Annotated in this window: 12 protein-coding genes, 1 tRNA gene and 1 pseudogene; 7 read left to right on the top strand and 7 right to left on the bottom strand. The window is 71.6% G+C overall.

The features are described 5' to 3' along the window. Positions 1–326: 326 nt before the first annotated feature. A complete protein-coding gene (locus IE273_RS14550; RefSeq protein WP_189815581.1) occupies positions 327–2,084 on the bottom strand; it encodes a glycoside hydrolase family 35 protein in 1,758 nt (585 codons plus the stop codon). 153 nt (positions 2,085–2,237) lie between these two features. Here IE273_RS14550 and IE273_RS14545 point away from each other — a divergent pair, with 153 nt between their 5' ends. The 5 genes from IE273_RS14545 (at position 2,238) to IE273_RS14525 (ending at position 9,583) form a co-directional block, all read left to right on the top strand. Continuing rightward, the gene (locus tag IE273_RS14545; RefSeq protein WP_189815580.1) at positions 2,238–3,128 is read left to right on the top strand and encodes a helix-turn-helix domain-containing protein; all 891 of its coding nucleotides are present in this window, start codon (positions 2,238–2,240) and stop codon (positions 3,126–3,128) included. Between the two features lie 34 nt (positions 3,129–3,162). Beyond that, positions 3,163–3,525: a chorismate mutase gene (locus IE273_RS14540; protein ID WP_189815579.1), complete on the top strand. Its 363-nt coding sequence runs from the start codon at positions 3,163–3,165 to the stop codon at positions 3,523–3,525. 114 nt (positions 3,526–3,639) lie between these two features. After that, entirely contained in the window at positions 3,640–6,132 is a 2,493-nt protein-coding gene (gene pepN, locus IE273_RS14535) for an aminopeptidase N (RefSeq protein ID WP_189815578.1), read from the top strand. A 677-nt stretch (positions 6,133–6,809) separates the two neighbouring features. Beyond that, positions 6,810–8,174 carry a pyridoxal phosphate-dependent decarboxylase family protein gene (locus tag IE273_RS14530; protein WP_189815713.1) on the top strand — a complete coding sequence of 455 codons (1,365 nt, stop codon included), beginning with the start codon at positions 6,810–6,812 and terminating at the stop codon, positions 8,172–8,174. Continuing rightward, positions 8,171–9,583 carry a lysine N(6)-hydroxylase/L-ornithine N(5)-oxygenase family protein gene (locus IE273_RS14525; RefSeq protein ID WP_189815577.1) on the top strand — a complete coding sequence of 471 codons (1,413 nt, stop codon included), beginning with the start codon at positions 8,171–8,173 and terminating at the stop codon, positions 9,581–9,583. The genes IE273_RS14530 and IE273_RS14525 overlap by 4 nt, the downstream gene beginning before the upstream one ends. A 32-nt stretch (positions 9,584–9,615) precedes the next feature. Here IE273_RS14525 and IE273_RS14520 read toward each other — a convergent pair whose 3' ends face one another. Then, the gene (locus IE273_RS14520) at positions 9,616–11,421 is read right to left on the bottom strand and encodes a bifunctional metallophosphatase/5'-nucleotidase (RefSeq protein WP_189815576.1); all 1,806 of its coding nucleotides are present in this window, start codon (positions 11,419–11,421) and stop codon (positions 9,616–9,618) included. Between the two features lie 233 nt (positions 11,422–11,654). Between IE273_RS14520 and pyk the strand changes: the two genes are divergently transcribed. Continuing rightward, positions 11,655–13,091: a pyruvate kinase gene (gene pyk / locus IE273_RS14515; RefSeq protein WP_189815575.1), complete on the top strand. Its 1,437-nt coding sequence runs from the start codon at positions 11,655–11,657 to the stop codon at positions 13,089–13,091. Between the two features lie 27 nt (positions 13,092–13,118). Here pyk and IE273_RS43490 read toward each other — a convergent pair. Continuing rightward, positions 13,119–13,752, bottom strand: a pseudogene (locus IE273_RS43490) (helix-turn-helix domain-containing protein). A gap of 105 nt (positions 13,753–13,857) precedes the next feature. After that, positions 13,858–13,932 (bottom strand) — tRNA-Leu (locus IE273_RS14510). A 100-nt stretch (positions 13,933–14,032) separates the two neighbouring features. Between IE273_RS14510 and IE273_RS14505 the strand changes: the two genes are divergently transcribed. Next, positions 14,033–14,689 (top strand): ANTAR domain-containing response regulator, encoded by a 657-nt coding sequence (locus tag IE273_RS14505; protein ID WP_189815574.1) that lies wholly within the window; start codon positions 14,033–14,035, stop codon positions 14,687–14,689. A gap of 68 nt (positions 14,690–14,757) precedes the next feature. Here the strand turns inward: IE273_RS14505 and IE273_RS14500 are convergent, their stop codons facing one another. Genes IE273_RS14500 through IE273_RS14490 form a run of 3 tightly spaced genes read right to left on the bottom strand, consistent with a single transcriptional unit; the run spans position 14,758 to position 18,247 of the window. Then, on the bottom strand, positions 14,758–15,474 hold the full coding sequence (locus IE273_RS14500) for an ABC transporter ATP-binding protein (RefSeq protein ID WP_189815573.1): 717 nt from the start codon (positions 15,472–15,474) through the stop codon (positions 14,758–14,760). Beyond that, complete coding sequence (locus tag IE273_RS14495; protein ID WP_189815572.1) at positions 15,471–16,415, bottom strand: ABC transporter ATP-binding protein; 945 nt, start codon at positions 16,413–16,415, stop codon at positions 15,471–15,473. Before IE273_RS14495 ends, IE273_RS14500 begins: the two co-directional genes overlap by 4 nt. Positions 16,416–16,420: 5 nt before the next feature. Beyond that, on the bottom strand, positions 16,421–18,247 hold the full coding sequence (locus IE273_RS14490) for a branched-chain amino acid ABC transporter permease (protein ID WP_189815571.1): 1,827 nt from the start codon (positions 18,245–18,247) through the stop codon (positions 16,421–16,423). Between the last annotated feature and the right edge of the window lies 1 nt (position 18,248).

Genomic DNA, 18,248 nt, shown 5'->3' with positions numbered 1-18,248 from the left:
GCACCCCCTGAAGCCGCCGGAACTCCCTACCACTGTAGGCGGGACGGCAGCACGGGAAGGGCCCTTCGGGCGGCAGTCACCCGGACAGCGGTCGGGAAGGGGCCCCGGTGGTGTCCGGCCTCCGGGCAGCACCCGTGCAGCACCTGGGCAGCGGTCGGGCAGCACCCGGGCAGCGGTCGGGCAGTGGTCGGGGAGGGCCCCAAGACAGCCGGCACCCGGGTCCCAGGCGGGAAGGGCCCCCGACCGCCCGTCACACCCCGACCGCCGGTCACACCCCGACCGCCGGTCACACCCCCCCCACCGCCCGTCACACCCCCCACCGTCCGTCACACCGGCACCAGCCGCGGTGCCGGTCCGTCCGGTGTGCCGCTGTCCAGTTCCAGCAGCCACACCTCGTTCTCGCCCTCCCGCAGCACCGGTCCGGGCACGTACAGCGACCGCTGCGGGCCCACCGCCCAGTAGCGCCCCAGGTTGAAACCGTTGACCCAGACGAAGCCCCGCGTCCCGCCCGGCAGCTCCAGCCGCGCGTCCCCGGCCCCGCGGACCGTGACCGTGCCCCGGTACAGACCCGGCGCCCCCTCCCCGGGCACCGGGCCGAAGGGCACCGCGTCCACCCCGTCGGCGAACGCGTCCAGGTCCAGCCCACGCGCGCGTACCCCGTGCAGATACTGCCGCTCGTGCAGGACGCCGCCCGTGACGCCCTTCGCCTCACCGAGCCGGGGCCCGTAGTTCACCCGCCCCAGGGACTCCACCCACAGCTCCACGCGCGCGGGGCCCGCGACCGGCCCCTCCAGCCGCGGCTCCGCCTCCGTCAGCACCCCGGCCCGCTCCCCGTCGACGTACACCACCGCGAGATCGCGCAGCCCGCGCACGGTCAGCGGGTACGGCTGCCGGGGGCCGGGCACGTCCACCGTGTAGCGCACGAGGCCCCGGGTGATCCCCAGCTCCTCGAACGTGGGCGGCACGGGGCCGGCCGTCTCCGGACCGCCCAGCGCCTCCAGGACGTCGGCCGGCGACGCCCAGCCGGTGAGCGCCACCCCGGCCGGGGCCGCCAGCGCGGCAGGCCGCGCGGGCGGGTCGGGCAGCGGGCCGGGCCGGTACGCGGCCAGCACCTCGCGGAAGCGCCAGAACTTCTCCGTGGGGCGGCCGTACTCGTCCACCGGCGCGTCGTAGTCGTACGAGGTCACGTCCGGCTCCAGCGGGCCCTCGTGCAGCTCGCCGCCGCCCCGGTTGGCGCCCGCCCAGCCTCCGAAGCTCGTGCCGCCGTGGGCCAGGTACAGGTTCACCGACGCCCCGCACTCCAGGATCTCCCGCAGTGCCTCGGCGGCCTCGGCCGGATCCCGTACGGCGTGCTCACCGGACCAGTGGTCGAACCAGCCGCACCAGAACTCCATGCACATCAGCGGGCCCGCGGGGCGATGGCGGCGCAGCGTCTCGAAGGCCACGCGCGCGTGGGAGCCGAAGTTCACCGTGGCGAGCACCCCGGGCAGCGAACCCCCGGTCAGCATGTGGTCCTCGGGGCCGTCCGAGGTGCACAGCGCGGCGGTGACCCCCTCGGCGCGCAGCACGCCGGCCAGCTCCTCCAGATGGCCGGTGTCACTGCCGTAGCTGCCGTACTCGTTCTCCACCTGGACCATGACCACCGGACCGCCGCGGTCGATCTGGCGGGGCACGATCTCGGGCAGCAGCCGCTGGAACCAGTTCCGGACATGGCGCATGTACCGCTCGTCACGCGTACGCGCGCGCGTGCCCGGCTCGCCCGTCAGCCACGCCGGCAGCCCGCCGTTCTCCCACTCGGCGCAGATGTAGGGCCCCGGCCGCACGATCGCCCACAGGCCCGCCCCGCGGACCGCGTCCAGGAACCGGCCGACCGCCCCCACGTCCCGGAAGGCGCCCGGACGCGGCTCGTGCAGGTTCCACGGGACGTACGTCTCCACGCAGTTCAGGCCCATCGCCCGCAGCATCGCCAGCCGGTGACCCCACTGGTCCTCGTGCACCCGGAAGTAGTGCAGCGCCCCGGACAGCAGCCGCACCGGCCGCCCGTCCAGCAGGAACCCGGACTGCCCGACCGCGAACGCGCTCATGCGCCGCCCCCCACCCTGATCCCGTCCATGGGTTTCAGCCTCACCCCTGTCGGCGACCGGCGCCATGGACGAAGATCGCCACTGCTTGGACAAAAGGAAGAGCGGCGCCGCCCGTACGACCACGCGCCGCGCGGCACGGCGGGAGGAACGCCGATGTACCGGACCTGGATGCGGTTCCTCACCCCCGGCCCCGCCCACCACCGCCTCGGCCTGGTCTGCCTCGGCGTCGGCCTCCAGCACGGCGCGCTGCCCACCGTCGGCCCGCGCACCCTCGACCACCACGTCGCCGTGGTGATCAGCGCGGGCGGCGGCTGGTACCGCGGCGCCGACGGCCGCCGTACGACCGTCACCGCGCCCGCGCTGCTGTGGCTCACCCCCGGCGTCCCCCACCACTACGCGCCCGACCCGGACACCGGCTGGGACGAGGGCTTCGTCGACTTCACCGGACCCGCCACGACCGCCTACCGCGACCTCGGCTACATCGAACCCGACCGGCCCGTCGTCCCGCTCTCCGACGCCGCCGGACCCCGCGCGGTCATCACCCGCGTCGCCCGGGCCGCCCGCCGCGACAACCCCCTGCTGGAGGTGGAGACCGGCGCCGCCGTCCACGAGCTCCTCGTCGCGCTGCGCCGCGCCCGCGCCGACCTCGCCCCCGGCGGCGACCAGGTGCTGGCGGCCCTGGCCCGGGACGCCTGCGCACCGCTGAGCGTCGCCGACCACGCCGCCCGGCACGGGATGACCACCGCCGAGCTGCGCGACGCGGTCCGCCGGGCGGCCGGCTGCACCCCGAGGGACTACCTGATCGGCATCCGGCTCGGCCGGGCCAAGGACCTCCTCGCCGGCACCGAGCTGCCCGTCGCGGCCGTCGCCCGCCGCGTCGGCTACGACGACCCCGCCTACTTCTCCCGGCTGTTCACCCGGCGCGTGGGCCTCGCCCCCGTCCGGTTCCGCGCCCAGCAGGGCCTCACCGTCCCCGGCGGCTGGAGCGACCGCGTCCCCGACCCCGGCGATCCGCCGGTGATCCACTCCCCGGACACCCCATAGGGCCCGGCCCGTGAAGCGCATAGGGTGAGCCCCCATGACCACCAGCAACACCGGCACCGGTGCCGACGACCCCGAGGTCCGCCAGGAACTGGAGCGGCTGCGCGACAGCATCGACAACATCGACGCGGCCGTCGTCCACATGCTCGCCGAGCGCTTCAAGTGCACCCAGCAGGTCGGCCGGCTCAAGGCGCTGCACCAGCTGCCGCCCGCCGACCCGGCCCGCGAGGCCCGGCAGATCGAACGCCTGCGCCGCCTCGCCGAGAACGCCAAGCTCGACCCCGCGTTCGCCGAGACATTCCTCAATTTCATCATCGCCGAGGTGATCCGGCACCACGAACGCATCGCCGAGGACACCCACAACGCACAGTCGGCGCACGAGGACCCGGCACGGCCCTGACCGGGGTCCGGAGGCGCCCGGCCAGGCGCGTGGGCGAGGGGGCGCGCAGGGGACAAAAGCCATGTACCGATCCGCCCCTGTGCGCTGTCGGCCCCATCAGGCAGCATGGCCTGCATGTCCGTACTCACGCGCGACGAAGCGCAGCTCCGAGCACAGTTCCTCGACGTCCACCGGTACACGGTCGAACTGGACCTCACGACCGGTGACGAGACCTTCGACTCCCGTACCGCGATCCGGTTCACGGCGCGGTCCGACGGGGACACGTTCGTCGAGCTGAAGCCCGCCGAGCTGCGCGGTGTCACGCTCGACGGACAGCCGCTCGACCCGGAGTCCCTGTGCGAGGACCGGCTGCCGCTGAAGAACCTCACCGCCGGCGAGCACGAACTGCGCGTCGACGCGGTCATGCGCTACTCCCGCACCGGCGAGGGCATGCACCGCTTCACCGACCCCAGCGACGGCGAGACGTACGTCTACACCCAGATGTTCCTGGACGACGTCCAGCGCGTCTTCGCCGCCTTCGACCAGCCCGACCTGAAGGCCGCCTTCGAGGTCTCCGTCAAGGCACCCGAGGGCTGGAGCGTCCTCGCCAACGGCGTCACCGAGCACCGCGGCGACGGCCTCTGGCAGGCCGCGCCCACCCCGCCCGTCTCCACCTACCTCGTCGCCGTCGCCGCCGGCCCCTGGCACTCCGTGCGCACCGAGCACCGCGGACTGCCCTTCGCCATCCACTGCCGCCGCTCCCTCGCACCCCACCTCGACACCGACGCCGACGAGATCCTCGACATCACGCGCGCGTGCTTCGACCGCTACCACGAGAAGTTCGAGGAGCCCTACCCCTTCGACTCCTACGACCAGGCGTTCGTCCCCGAGTTCAACGCGGGCGCCATGGAGAACCCGGGCCTGGTCACCTTCCGCGACGAATTCGTCTACCGCTCCGCCGTCACCGACACCGAGCGGCAGACCCGCGCCATGGTCATCGCCCACGAGATGGCCCACATGTGGTTCGGCGACCTCGTCACCCTCAAGTGGTGGGACGACATCTGGCTGAACGAGTCCTTCGCCGAGTACATGGGCTACCAGACCACCGCCGAGGCCACCCGCTTCACCGACCCCTGGACCGAGTTCGCCGTCACCCGCAAGTCCTGGGGCTACGACGCCGACCAGCGGCCCACCACCCACCCGGTCGCCCCCGAGAACGTCGACGACACGGCCTCCGCCCTGCTCAACTTCGACGGCATCTCCTACGCCAAGGGCGCCTCCGCACTGCGCCAGTTGGCCGTCTGGCTCGGCGAGAAGGACTTCCTCGCCGGCATCAACGCCCACTTCACGCGGCACAAGTTCGGCAACGCCACCCTCGCCGACTTCATCGACTCCCTCGCCTCCGCCACCGACCGCGACGTACACGCCTGGGCCGACAGCTGGCTGCGCACCACCGGCGTCGACACGCTCACCCCGCGGGTCGCCCCCACCGGCGGCACCTGCGCGCTGACCGCCGACCGCGCGGGCAGCCGCCCGCACCGCCTCAGCGCCGGACTGTACGACCACGACGTCGCCGAGGAGGGCCGGCTGCTGCTGCGCGAGCGCATCGCCCTCGACGTGCCGCAGACCGCCCCGCAGCCCATCGGCAAGCGCCCCGCACTCGTCCTCCTCAACGACGGCGACCTCACCTACGCCAAGATCCGCTTCGACACCGCCTCCTTCGACACGCTCCGCACCAGCCTGTCCGGCCTGCCCGACCCGCTCACCCGCGCGGTCGTCTGGAACGCCCTCAGGGACGCCGTCCGCGACGGCGAACTCGCGCCCGCCGCCTACCTGGAGACGGCCCGCGCCCACCTGCCGCGCGAGACCGACCTCGCCGTCACCGAGGGCGTCCTCGCCTTCGCCGCCGGCCAGCTCGCCGACCAGTACCTGACACCGGAGGACCGCCCGGCCGCCCTGGCCACCCTCACCTCGCTCTGCCGCGACCTGCTGCGCCGCACCGAGGACGGAGACCACCCCGGCCTGCGGCTGATCGCCGTACGGCACCTGATCGACGTCGCCGCCCACCCGGAGACCATCGCCGCCTGGCTCGCCGACGGCACGGTGCCCGGCGGACCGGAACTCGACCCCGAACTGCGCTGGCGCATCCTCGCCCGGCTCGCCGTGCTCGGCGCCACCGACGAGGACGCCATCGCCGCCGAGCTGGCGCGCGACCCGAGCGCCACCGGCCAGGAGGGCGCCGCCCGCTGCCGTGCCGCCCTGCCCGACCCGGAGGCCAAGCGCGCCGCCTGGGAGGCGATGTTCGCCGGCGACGACCTGTCCAACTACCTCTTCACGGCCACCGCCCGGGGCTTCTGGCAGCCCGAACAGGCCGACCTGGTACGGGAGTACGTGCCGCGCTTCTACACGGACGCGGTCGCCGTGGCCGCCCGCCGCGGCCCCGCCATCGCCGTCGCCGCCGGCCGCTGGTGCTTCCCGGCCCACGCCGTCGACGCCGAGAACCTCCGCCTCGGCGAGGCCTGCCTGCGCGACGCGGACCTCACCCCGGCCCTGCGCCGCACCCTCGCCGACCGACTGGACGACCTCTCCCGCGCCCTGAAGGTACGCGGCGAGAAGCGGGCGGAGTAGGACGGAGTATGACGGAGTAGGAGCGGGCGGGCGCGGGCCGCACAGCTCCGACGCCGGCGTGGGCGGCACACGTCCGACGCCGGCGTGCACCGGCACAGGTCCGCCGACGCAGGACGCGGCCGGTCCCTGCCGACGACGCGGCGGACCGGCCGCCGTCCCCGGGCCCGGACGGCCGGGGACGGCGAAGCCACGGAAGCCGGCGCCGTGATCGTGGTGACCGGCGCGACCGGCGACACCGGCCGAGCCCCGTCCACGGTCACCTCGCCGGGGCGGAGTCCGTGAGGGCACCGCCCCAGGCGGTCGCCCGCGCGCACAGGAACGGCTTCGTCGCCCCGGCCGACGTCCGTGGAGACCGCCCCGGCCGAGGCGGCCCCGGAGCCCTTCCCGCGCGTGCCGCCGCATGTGCCGGCTCACCGGAACCCGGGCCCGCACCCCCGCCCGACGGGCCCGGGACCACGCCGCCGATCTCCGGGCCGGCCCCGGGGAGCCCGCCCGGCCCAACACCTCGCAGGGGTACGGCAGTACACACTTTCGGGTTCCGTTCGCCCGGCTTGCGGGACACAGGGCCCCCTTCCGGTACAAGCTGGAACTCCACCCACACGCCGGAAGCCCCGGGCCCTGGACGCCCGCCGGACGTTCCCCTGCCCGGAGGAGAGCCCATGAGCGCAGGAGAGCCCATGAGCCTGCCGCCCCTCGCCTCCGGCCCCGCCGGCCCCGACGCCCTGCGGCCCCTCCTCGACACCGTGCTCGACGCCCTCGCGGCCGGCCGCGACGAGCGCGGCGGACCACTGCCCGCCGGCGGACCGGACGCCGTCGCCGCGCGCGTCGCCGACGCCCTCGAGGACGTCCTGCCCGACACCGGCGACCCGGACGCCCTGCGCACCCTCGTGCACGCGCTCGCCGCGGGCTCCGCCGACCCCGCCGACCCGCTGTGCGCGGCCCACCTGCACTGCCCGCCGCTCGCCGTGGCCACCGCCGCCGACCTCGCCGCCAGCGCCCTCAACCCCTCCCTGGACTCCTGGGACCAGGCCCCGGCCGCCTCCGCCCTGGAGGCCGCCGTCACCCGCACCCTCGCCCGCACGACCGGGCTCGCCGACGCCCTCGTCACCACCGGCGGCACCGAGTCCAACCAACTCGCCCTGCTGCTCGCCCGCGAGGCACACGGCGGCGTGCGCCTCGTCTGCGGCGCGAACGCCCACCACTCGCTGCCACGCGCCGCCTGGCTGCTCGGCCTGCCCGACCCGGTCGTCATCCCGGCACCGGGCGGCACCCTCGACCCGGCCGCCCTCCACGAGGCCCTCACCGCGCTCCCCGGCCCGCTGCTCGTCACCGCCACCGCCGGCACCACCGACGCCGGCCTCATCGACCCACTGCCCGAGATCGCCGGCCTGTGCACCGCCCACGGCGCCCGGCTGCACATCGACGCGGCCTACGGCGGCGGCCTGCTGTTCAGCGACCGGCACCGCGACAAACTCGCCGGCCTCGAAACCGCCCACACCGTCACCCTCGACCTGCACAAACTCGGCTGGCAACCGGTCGCCGCCGGACTCCTCGCCGTCGCCCGCCCCCACGAACTCACCGCACTCCACCAGCGCGCCGACTACCTGAACGCCGACGACGACACCGATGCCGGACTCCCCGACCTGCTCGGCCGCTCCCCGCGCACCAGCCGCCGCCCCGACATCCTGAAGATCGCCGTCACCCTGAAGGCACTGGGCCGCAGTGGACTCGGCACCCTGGTCGACCAGGTCTGCGCCCGGGCCCGCGAGTTCGCCGCACAGATCCGCGAGCACCCCGGCTTCGAGCTGTACGACCGCCCCGTCATCAGCACCGTCCTGTTCCGGCCGGCCGAAGCCGACGACGACGCCGTGGCCACCGTCCGCCGACGACTGCTGCACGAGGGCCGGGCCGTCCTCGGCCGCGCCCGACTCGACGGCAGGCTCTGGCTCAAGGCCACCGTCCTCAACCCCCACACCCGGCCGGACGACCTGACCCACCTGCTGAAACTCGTAGAACTCGCCGAAAGAAGCCTCCCCGGATGACCCACCCCCCACGCCACGAACCGGCCTCCCCACGCGACCTGGTCGGCGTCGGCATCGGCCCCTGCAACCTCTCCCTCGCCGCGCTCGCCCAGCCGCTCGCCGAACTCGACGCCGTCTTCTACGAACAGCGCCCCGACTTCGACTGGCACCCCGGCCTGCTCGTCGACGGCGCCACCGTCCAAGTGCCGTTCCTCGCCGACCTGGTGACCCTCGCCGACCCCACCAGCCCCTGGAGCTTCCTCAACTACCTCAAGACCGGCGAGCGGCTCTTCCCCTTCTACTTCTCCGAGCACCTCCACATCCAGCGCGCCGAGTACGACGCCTACGGCCGCTGGGTCGCCGGGCAACTGCCCGGACTGCGCTTTCGCCACCAGGTCGACGGTGTCCGCTGGAACCCCGAACAGGACGTGTTCGAAGTCGACTTCACCCAGCTCGACGCCGACGGCGAGACCGAGGCCCTCGGCCGTACCCACGCCCGCAACGTCGTCCTCGGCATCGGCACCGCCCCCTACGTGCCCGACCCCCTCAGGCCCCTCGTGGACGCGCCCGGCGTGCCCGTCGTCCACGCCGCCGACTACCTCGACCACCGCGACAGCATCCTCGCCGCCGGGCATGTCACCGTCGTAGGCTCCGGACAGTCCGGCGCCGAGGTCTTCCTGGACCTGCTCCGGCACCGCCCGGCCGGCCGGGAGAAACTGCACTGGATCGGCCGTACCGAGGCGTTCGCGCCCATGGAGTACTCCAAGATCGGCCTGGAACACTTCACACCCGACTACACGCGCTACTTCCACGCCCTCGCCGAGCCCGTCCGCGACCGACTGGTCGCCGCCCAGTGGCAGCTGTACAAGGGCATCGACGCCGGCACCCTCGCCGCCATCCACGACGAGCTGTACCGGCGCACCCTGCACGGCGGCTGGCCCGACGCCGTCCTCACCCCCGGCGTCCGCGTCCGCACCGCCGGCCGGATCGCCACCAGCAAGATCGAGCTGCACCTGGAGCACCTCCAGCAGGACAGCCGCTCCCGGCTCACCACCGACGCCGTCGTCCTCGCCACCGGCTACCGCGACCGCCCCCTCGATCGCATCCTCGCCGGACTCGACCCCTACATCCGCCGCGACAACAGCGAACGCCCGCGCGTCGACGAGGAGTACCGCCTCGTGCTGGACCCCTCGGTCACCGGCTCGGTCTACGTCCAGAACGCCGAACTGCACACACACGGCGTCGGCGCCCCCGACCTCGGCCTCGCCGCCTGGCGCAGCGCCACCATCCTCAACTCGCTCACCGGCAAGGAGCCGTACCCGCTCCCGTCCCGGACCGCCTTCACCTCCTTCGGACTTCAGGAGCCGGCGGCCCGGGTCCCGCAGGGCAGACAACCCCAGCGGCTCACCCCACTCGTCGAGGACAGGTGACCGCCGCCGCGGGAGGGTGACCCCGGTGACCCCTAGAACACCGGCTTGCCGTCGCGCACCAGCTTCCAGTCCGCCGACGCGAAGTCCTTCGGGTCCAGGACACCCTTCGCGGTCACCCACTCGGCGATCCGGGTGCGGATCTCCGTCGACTCCGACCACAGCTCCTTGGCCGTGGCGACGTGCGGGAAGGCACCGCCGCCGTTGGCCCGGTAGTTGTTCACGGCGAACACGAACTCCTGGGCGTCGTCCAGCGCGGCCCCGCCGAAGGTCAGGTTCCTGATCCGCGACCCGGCCGGCCGGGCGATGTCGATGTCGTACGACAGGCCCGAGACGTAGTCGTAGTTGTAGTCCGGGCGGCCACCGGCGTTGGTCAGCTTCTCCACGTCCACCGTGGCGTCGGCGGCCGTCTGGACGTAGTACGCCGCCGAGTACTCCAGGTAGGCGCGGACCTGGGCGCCCGTCAGCAGCTTGGCGACCAGCGTGTTGTCGTACACGTACAGGCTCGACAGGTCCCGGATGGTGACGTCGCCGGCCGGGATCTCGGAGGTCCGGGAGAACGGCGAGGCCTGGGCGATCACCGGCAGCGAGGCGTACGCCGTACCCGCGAGCGCGGCCTTGACCACGTCCTCCTGGACCTTGGTGATCAGGTCGATGATCGGGGCGTCCTTGTAGCGGGCCTCGACGGTCGTCAGGGTCTCGGTCGCCCGACCCACGACCTGGTTGACGTACGCGACGACCTTCTTGTGCTCGTCGGTGAGCAGCCTGCTGATCTTCGGGTCGTCGGCGACGCCGTTGGAGTTGCGCAGCGAGGCGGAGACCGACTCGACCTCCCAGCGGCCCTTGCTGAACACCAGCTCGATGTCGAAGAGGGTCAGCCGCTCGGCGAAGCACAGCGGCTCGGACAGGACGACCGTCTTGCCGGTCTCCTCGTTGACGACCTTCAGCTCCGGGATCTCCAGGTGCGCGTGGCCCACCAGGATCGCGTCGATGCCCGGCACCTGCTTGGCCACGTTGGCCGCCGCGTTCTCCACGTACGGCACCTGGTCGCCGTACGACGACGTGCCCGAGGTGCCCGAGTGCGCCGAGACGACGACCACGTCCGCGCCCATCGACCTCAGCTTCGGCACCCACTTCGCGGCCTGCTCCTCCAGCCCCGGGAACGCCAGCTTGCCCTGGACGTAGGCCTTGTCCCAGATCGCGATGCCCGGGTTGGTCAGACCGAGCACGGCGACCTTGACCGGCTTGGCGCCCGGCACGTGGAACGTCTTCATGAAGTACGGCGGGAAGGCGGGCTTCAGCGTCTTCGCGTCCACCGCGTTGGCACCGAGCAGCGGGAAGTCGAGCTGGTCCTCGAACTTCCGCAGCGTCTCGATGCCGTAGTTGAACTCGTGGTTGCCGAGGGCCGCCGCGTCGTACCCGATCGCGTTCATCGCCTGCGCCATCGGGTGCACCGGGCCGCCCTTGGCGGTGATCGGGTCGACCTTGGCGTAGTAGTAGGTGAGCGGGGTGCCCTGGATGGTGTCACCGGCGTCCAGGAGCAGCGTGTTGCAGCGGCCCTTCTCCTCGCGCACCTGCTCGACCAGGGTGGAGATACGAGCCAGGCCCGTCGCGTTGCCCGCGTTGTCGGCGTACTCGGCGTCCTTGAAGTAGTCCCAGTTGAAGACGTGCCCGTGCAGGTCGGTGGTGCCCATGACGGTCAGGGAGTACCGCTTCACGGGGTGCGCGGGCTTCTGGGCCTCAGCCGCCTCGGCCGCCGGAGCCGCCGCCGCGCCGGCGATCGCCACTCCCGCTCCGGTGGCGGCGGACTTCTTCAGGAACTTCCGGCGGTTCAACGGCATGTCTCGGTCTCCTTGGCGGTGGCACAACAGCGCGCGAGTACAACAACGCGCGTAGATTCTGACCTGGGCGTGACTTACGGCAACAGGCCCGGAAGGTTGCGATCTGGTGACCATCGCTCATAGGAGCGGAGCGCCGCACAATTCAACACTTGTCAATAACCCTTTGCCGAAAGTCTGTTGAGTGGTCATACGGCGCCAATTCTCTACCCGTCGGTAAGTCATAGGCTCGACTCATGCGCCGAGCAAAGATCGTTTGTACACTGGGGCCCGCCACCGACTCGTACGACCAGATCAAGGCACTGGTCGAGGCCGGAATGGACGTCGCCCGCTTCAACCTCAGCCACGGCACCCACGCCGATCACGAGGAGCGGTACCAGCGCGTGCGAAAGGCGGCCGACGAGACCGGGCGCAGCGTCGGAATCCTCGCCGACCTTCAGGGCCCGAAGATCCGGCTCGGCCGCTTCGCCGAAGGCCCCGTACTCCTTGAACGCGACGACACCTTCACCATCACCGTGGAGGAAGGCGTCGACGGCGACCGCCACCGGTGCGGCACCACCCACGCCGGCCTCGCCACCGACGTCACCCCCGGCGAGCGCATCCTCGTGGACGACGGCAAGGTCTGCCTGGAGGTCACCGACGTCGACGGCCCCCGCGTACGCACCCGGGTGGTCGAGGGCGGCGTCATCTCCGACCACAAGGGCCTGAACCTCCCGGGCGTGGCCGTCTCCGTCCCCGCCCTCTCCAAGAAGGACGAGGACGACCTGCGCTGGGCGCTGCGCACCGGCTTCGACGTCATCGCCCTCTCCTTCGTCCGCAGCGGCGACGACGTCGTGGACGTGCACCGGATCATGGCCGAGGAGGGCCGCCGCCTCCCCGTGATCGCCAAGATCGAGAAGCCGCAGGCCGTGGCCGACCTCGACGGCATCGTGGCCGCCTTCGACGGGCTGATGGTCGCACGCGGCGACCTGGGCGTGGAGATGCCGCTGGAGCAGGTGCCGATCGTCCAGAAGCGCGCCGTCAAGCTCGCCAAGCGCAACGCCAAGCCGGTGATCGTCGCCACCCAGATGCTCGACTCGATGATCGAGAACTCCCGGCCCACCCGCGCCGAGGCCTCCGACGTCGCCAACGCGGTCCTCGACGGCACGGACGCGGTCATGCTCTCCGGCGAGACCAGCGTCGGCAAGTACCCGGTCGAGACCGTACGCACCATGGCGAAGATCGTCGAGGCGGCCGAGGAGGACATGCTGGCGGCGGGACTGCCGCCGCTGACCGAGCGGAACAAACCGCGCACCCAGGGCGGCGCGGTCGCCCGGGCCGCCGCCGAGATGGGCGACTTCCTCGGCGCGAAGTTCCTGGTCGCGTTCACCCAGTCCGGGGACACCGCCCGTCGCCTCTCCCGCTACCGCTCTCCGATCCCCCTCCTGGCCTTCACGCCGGAGCCGGCCACCCGCTCCCAGCTCAGCCTCACCTGGGGCGCGGAGACCTTCCTCGGCCCGCACGTGGACTCCACGGACGCCATGGTCGACCAGGTGGACGAACTGCTCCTGAAGTACGGCCGCTGCCGGAAGGGCGACGTCGTGGTGATCACGGCCGGCTCCCCGCCCGGCGTCTCCGGCTCGACCAACATGGTCCGCGTCCACCACATCGGCGAGGACGACAGCCCGAAGTGACAGGGGGCCCCTCTTGCGGGGCCCTTTTCAGTGCTTGGGGCCGACGTGGGCGTCCATGAGGGCGACGGAGGCCTTGCGGGCTATGGAGACGGTCACGGCCGCGCGGCTCTGGTTGAGCGTCTTCCACCCGTCGGAGTGGATGAGGCCGCGGACGAACTCCCACGGGTGGGTGTCGACGATGGCCCGCTGCCAGGGTTCCAGGACGATGGGGCTCGTGCTTCTTACCGGGGCCGTGCTGGGGGAAGAGGCAGGGCCAGTGCTTACTGGTGCTGGTGACCGCTGCACAGCCTTGTTTCCGCACACGGAAGACGCTGTTGTCCGGGCGCACGGCGCGGAGTGCCGCCTCGCACGCGTCGATGATGCCTGGCCAGGCATTGTCCAGCACCACGCGCATGGTGTAGACGCCTCTGCGGTGAGCGTTGATGCAGCCGTCGCCGAGGTAGAGGCCGAGAAGGTAGGCATAGGCGGCCGGATTCTCAGGCGGACCGGGGACGTCCTGGCAGCGGGGGCAGGGCTTGCTCACGCGTTGAATCGGCTCGATGCGAGTCTGCCAGGAGCGAATCGCGTAGCGGGAGATCCCCAGCTCCCTGCTCACGGAGTGAAGGCTGCGCCCCTGCGCCACCAACGCAACCGCTCGCTTGCGTGTGCTGGTGTCGTACATGTGCACACTCTGCGTGAGCGATAACCGGGACACGCAGCAAAAAGCGGATGTTCACGAGAACGAGAGCATCCGCTTCGTCAGCCGACCTTGCGATCGAAGGAAAAGTGCCCCGGGTCGGACTCGAACCGACACTGTATGGGTTTTGAATCCATTGCCTGCTGCCAATTGGGCTACCGGGGCTCACAGAATCAAAGGTTTCCCTTGACCCTCCGCGCGTCCACCATACCGTAGCTAGGTAGGCTCTTGTCAGCAGTACCCCTGCCCTGAACGAGGAGCCCCCGTGACCCCCGAGTCGCCCCAGCCCGTAGACGTGCCCGACGACGACAAGTCGCACGTGCCTCCGCTGACGACCCGTGTCGTCATCGCCGAGGACGAGGCCCTGATCCGGCTCGACCTGAAGGAGATGCTGGAGGAGGAGGGGTACACCGTCGTCGGCGAGGCCGGGGACGGTGAGCAGGCCGTCGAGCTGGCCCGCGAGCACAAGCCGGACCTGGTCATCCTGGACGTGAAGATGCCCAAGCTGGACGGCATCTCCGCGGCCGAGAAGATCGCCGGTGAGTCCATCGCGCCGGTGCTGATGCTCACCGCCTTCTCGCAGCGCGACCTCGTCGAGCGCGCCCGGGACGCCGGTGCCATGGCCTATCTGGTCAAGCCGTTCAGCAAGAGCGACGTCGTCCCGGCGATCGAGATGGCCGTCTCCCGGTTCACCGAGCTGAAGCAGCTGGAGCAGGAGGTCGCCGACCTCACCCAGCGGCTGGAGACCCGCAAGCTGGTCGACCGCGCGAAGTCCATCCTCCAGACCGAGTACGGCCTGACCGAGCCGGCCGCGTTCCGCTGGATCCAGAAGACGTCCATGGACCGTCGTATGTCGATGCAGCAGGTCGCGGAGGCGGTCATCGCGGACAACGAGGAGAAGAAGGCGGCCAAGAAGGACTGAGCCCGTCTCGTACGACCAAGGCCCGCGCCCCGGAGAAGGGGGCGCGGGCCTGCGTCGTACCCGGGCGGTCAGTCCTCGCCGAGGTAGGCCTTCCGGACCGACTCGTCGTGCAGCAGGTCCTGTCCCGTGCCGGACAGGACGATGTTGCCGACTTCCATGACGTGTCCCTGGTCGGCGAGCGAGAGGGCGGCCTGGGCGTTCTGCTCGACGAGCAGGATCGTCGTGCCCTGGGCCTTCAGCTCGGCGATCGTCGCCATGATCTTCTGCATCATGATCGGCGACAGGCCCATCGACGGCTCGTCCAGCATGAGCAGCTTCGGCTGGGACATCAGTGCCCTGCCCATGGCGAGCATCTGCTGCTCGCCGCCGGAGAGGGTGCCCGCGGCCTGCTTGCGCCGTTCCCCGAGGATGGGGAAGAGGTCGTAGGCGCGCTGGATGTCCTTCTCGATGCCGGGTTTGTCGTTGCGCAGGAACGCGCCGAGGCGCAGGTTGTCCTCGATGCTCATGCGCGGGAAGATGTGCCGGCCCTCGGGGGAGTGGGCGAGGCCCAGGGAGACCACCTCGTGGGCGGGGATCTTCTTCAGCGATCTGCCGTTGAACCTGATCTGTCCGCCGACCGGCTTGAGCAGTCCGGACAGGGTGCGCAGGGTGGTGGTCTTGCCGGCGCCGTTGGTGCCGATGAGGGTGACGACCTGACCGGCCTCGACCTTGAAGGAGATGCCCTTGACGGCTTCGATCTTGCCGTAGGCGACCCTCAGGTCCTCGACTTCGAGCAGTGCGGTCATCGGTCGTTCTCCTTGCCGGGCGCGGCGTCGGTCGTGGTGTCGGCGCGTGCGCCGGTGGCCTCGGCCGTGGTCCCGGCGTGTGCCTCGGCGGCCTCGACCTCGGCCACTTCCTCGGCGCCGGGTGCGTCCTCGAAGGGTTCGCCGAGGTAGGCCGCGACGACGCGTTCGTCGCCCTGGACGGTGGCGCTGTCGCCCTCGATGAGTTTCTCGCCCTGGACGAGGACGGCGACGCGGTCGCACAGGTTGAAGATGAAGCGCATGTCGTGCTCGATGACGAGGACGGCGATGCCCATGTCGCGGATGGCGAAGACCAGTTCCTCGGTGGTCCGGGTCTCCTGCGGGTTCATGCCGGCGGTCGGTTCGTCGAGGAGGAGGAGGCCGGGCTCGCTGGCCAGGGCGCGGGCGATCTCCAGTTTGCGCTGTTCGCCGTAGGGGAGGTTGCGGGCGAGGTGTTCGGCCTTGTGGTCGAGGCCGACGAACCGGAGCAGTTCCATGGCCCGGTCCTTGGATGCCTTCTCGGCCTTGTGGAAGCCGGGGCCGCGCAGGACGGCCGACCAGAAGCCCTCCTTGGTGCGGGTGTGTCGGCCGACGAGCACGTTCTCCAGGACCGTCATGTTGGCGAACAGGCGGATGTTCTGGAAGGTGCGTGCGATGCCGGCCGCGGTGACCTTGAAGGACTTGGGCGGCAGGACGTCGCCCTTGTAGCGGACCTCGCCCTCGGTGGGGACGTACAGGCCGGTGAGGCAGTTGAAGAAGGTGGTCTTTCCGGCGCCGTTGGGGCCGATGAGGCCGACGATCTCGCCGGCACCGACGGTGAGGTCGACGCCGCGTACGGCGGTCAGGCCGCCGAAGCGCATGGTGACGCCGCGGGCGTCGAGGACGGTCTCGCCGGGCGCGGGGGCGCCGGGGGCGGTGTCCTGGGTGGTGGTGTGGGTGGTCATGGTGGTCAGGCCCCCGCCTTCGTCAGGAGGGTGGGTGCTTCCGCCTCTTCGTGGAATTCGAGCTGGCGGCGCCGGTTGGGAATGAGGCCCTCGGGGCGGAACCGCATCAGCAGGATGAGTGCGAGGCCGAAGGCGAAGAGCTGGTAGTCACCGAGGAACTGGAGTTTGTTCGGGATGAGGAAGAGCAGGGCGGCGCCGATGAGGGGGCCGCTGATGGTGCCCATGCCGCCGAGGACGACCGCGGCGAGCAGGAAGGCGGAGTTGGGCGGGATGGGCCCGGCGAAGAGGTACTGCTCGGGGGTCACGGTGTAGGTGACGTGGGCCTGGACGGTGCCGGCGAGTCCGGCGAGGGAGGCGCCGACGGCGAAGGCGATGAGCTTGACGCGGAAGCCGTTGATGCCCATGGCGAGGGCGGCGGTCTCGTCCTCGCGGATGGCGACCCAGGCGCGTCCGATGCGGGAGTTGCCGCTGCGGCGGAAGACCAGCACCACGACCGCGGTGATGATCAGCATCAGGAAGAAGTAGTTGGCGAACCGGCCGATGGTGAAGCCGCCCATGTCGTGCTGGGCGCCGAAGTCGAAGCCGAGGACGTCGAGGTTGGGGATCGAGGAGACGCCGTTGGAGCCGTTGGTGAGGTCGGGTCCGGAGGTGCCGTCGAGGTTGTTCGCGGTGATGCGGAAGATCTCACCGAAGCCGAGGGTGACGATGGCGAGGTAGTCGCCGCGCAGTCGGAGGGTGGGGGCGCCGATGAGCACGCCGAAGACGAGGGAGGCGGCGGCGCCGATGAGGACGGCGGCCCAGAACGGGAAGTGGACGTCGAAGGGGGAGCTGGGGGAGCCGGAGACCAGGGCCGCGGCGTAGGCGCCGACGCCGAGGAAGGCGACGTATCCGAGGTCGAGGAGGCCGGCGAGGCCGACGACGATGTTCAGGCCGAGGGCGACGGTGGCGAAGATGAGGATGTAGACGCCGAGGGTCGCGTACTGGTCGTTGGTCTGGGTGAAGGGGAACAGTGCCGCCGCGACGAAGGCGCCGCAGATGGTGATGTTGGTGTGCCGGGAGGCGATCTGCGAGGCGTGGGCGATGAGGCCGGCCTTGTTGAGGGCGGCGAAGCCGAAGCCCGCGGTGATCAGGAAGCCGATGAACTGTTCGTCGTACTCGGTGCCGATGCCGTAGGTGAAGACGACGAGGCCGAGGGCGAGCATCGCGACGATGATCAGGATTTCGGCGTACGAGGGCAGGGTGGCCGCGGGCCGGGGGGCGTCGGCGGCGAAGACCGCCTTGGTGGTCTCCCACTTGTATGCGGCACCGTGCTTGAACTTCTCCCAGCCGGTGTCGTCGGGGTCGATGGGCTCGGGTTCGGGTCGCTGGAAGGGCAGGGCGAGGGCGCCGGCCAGGGCGGCGAGGCTGCCGAGGGCGACGAGGAAGCCGCCGGGTTCCAGGTTGACGAGTCCGCCGAGGTCGGTGCTGATCGCGAGGACCGTGTACCAGCTGGTGGCGAAGGTGGCGAGGGTGGCGAAGCGCAGGGCCGCGTCGGGGCCGCCGGGTACGAGCCATCCGAGGCCGCGGACGCCGTAGGAGGCGAGGGCGAAGAGGGTGGCGAGGAGTGCGCCGATGAGGACGAGGACCTGGAGGCCGCCCGGGTAGCCGTAGACGGTGAGGTCGCCGGGGAAGTCGGCGGTCCAGGTCCAGGCGAGGAAGGTGGAGACGATCGTCAGCGCGCTGCCGCCGAGGGCGAGGGCGCGGGCGGCCTTCTCGGGCAGGGGCAGCAGGCCGGCCGCGGTGTCGGCCTTGCGGGCGCTGGGTGTCTCGGGTGCGGTGGTCTGTGTGGTCATC

The organism is Streptomyces olivaceoviridis (assembly GCF_014650115.1).
GTDB classification, from domain to species: domain Bacteria; phylum Actinomycetota; class Actinomycetes; order Streptomycetales; family Streptomycetaceae; genus Streptomyces; species Streptomyces olivaceoviridis.
This window is presented reverse-complemented; position numbering and strand designations above follow the sequence as displayed.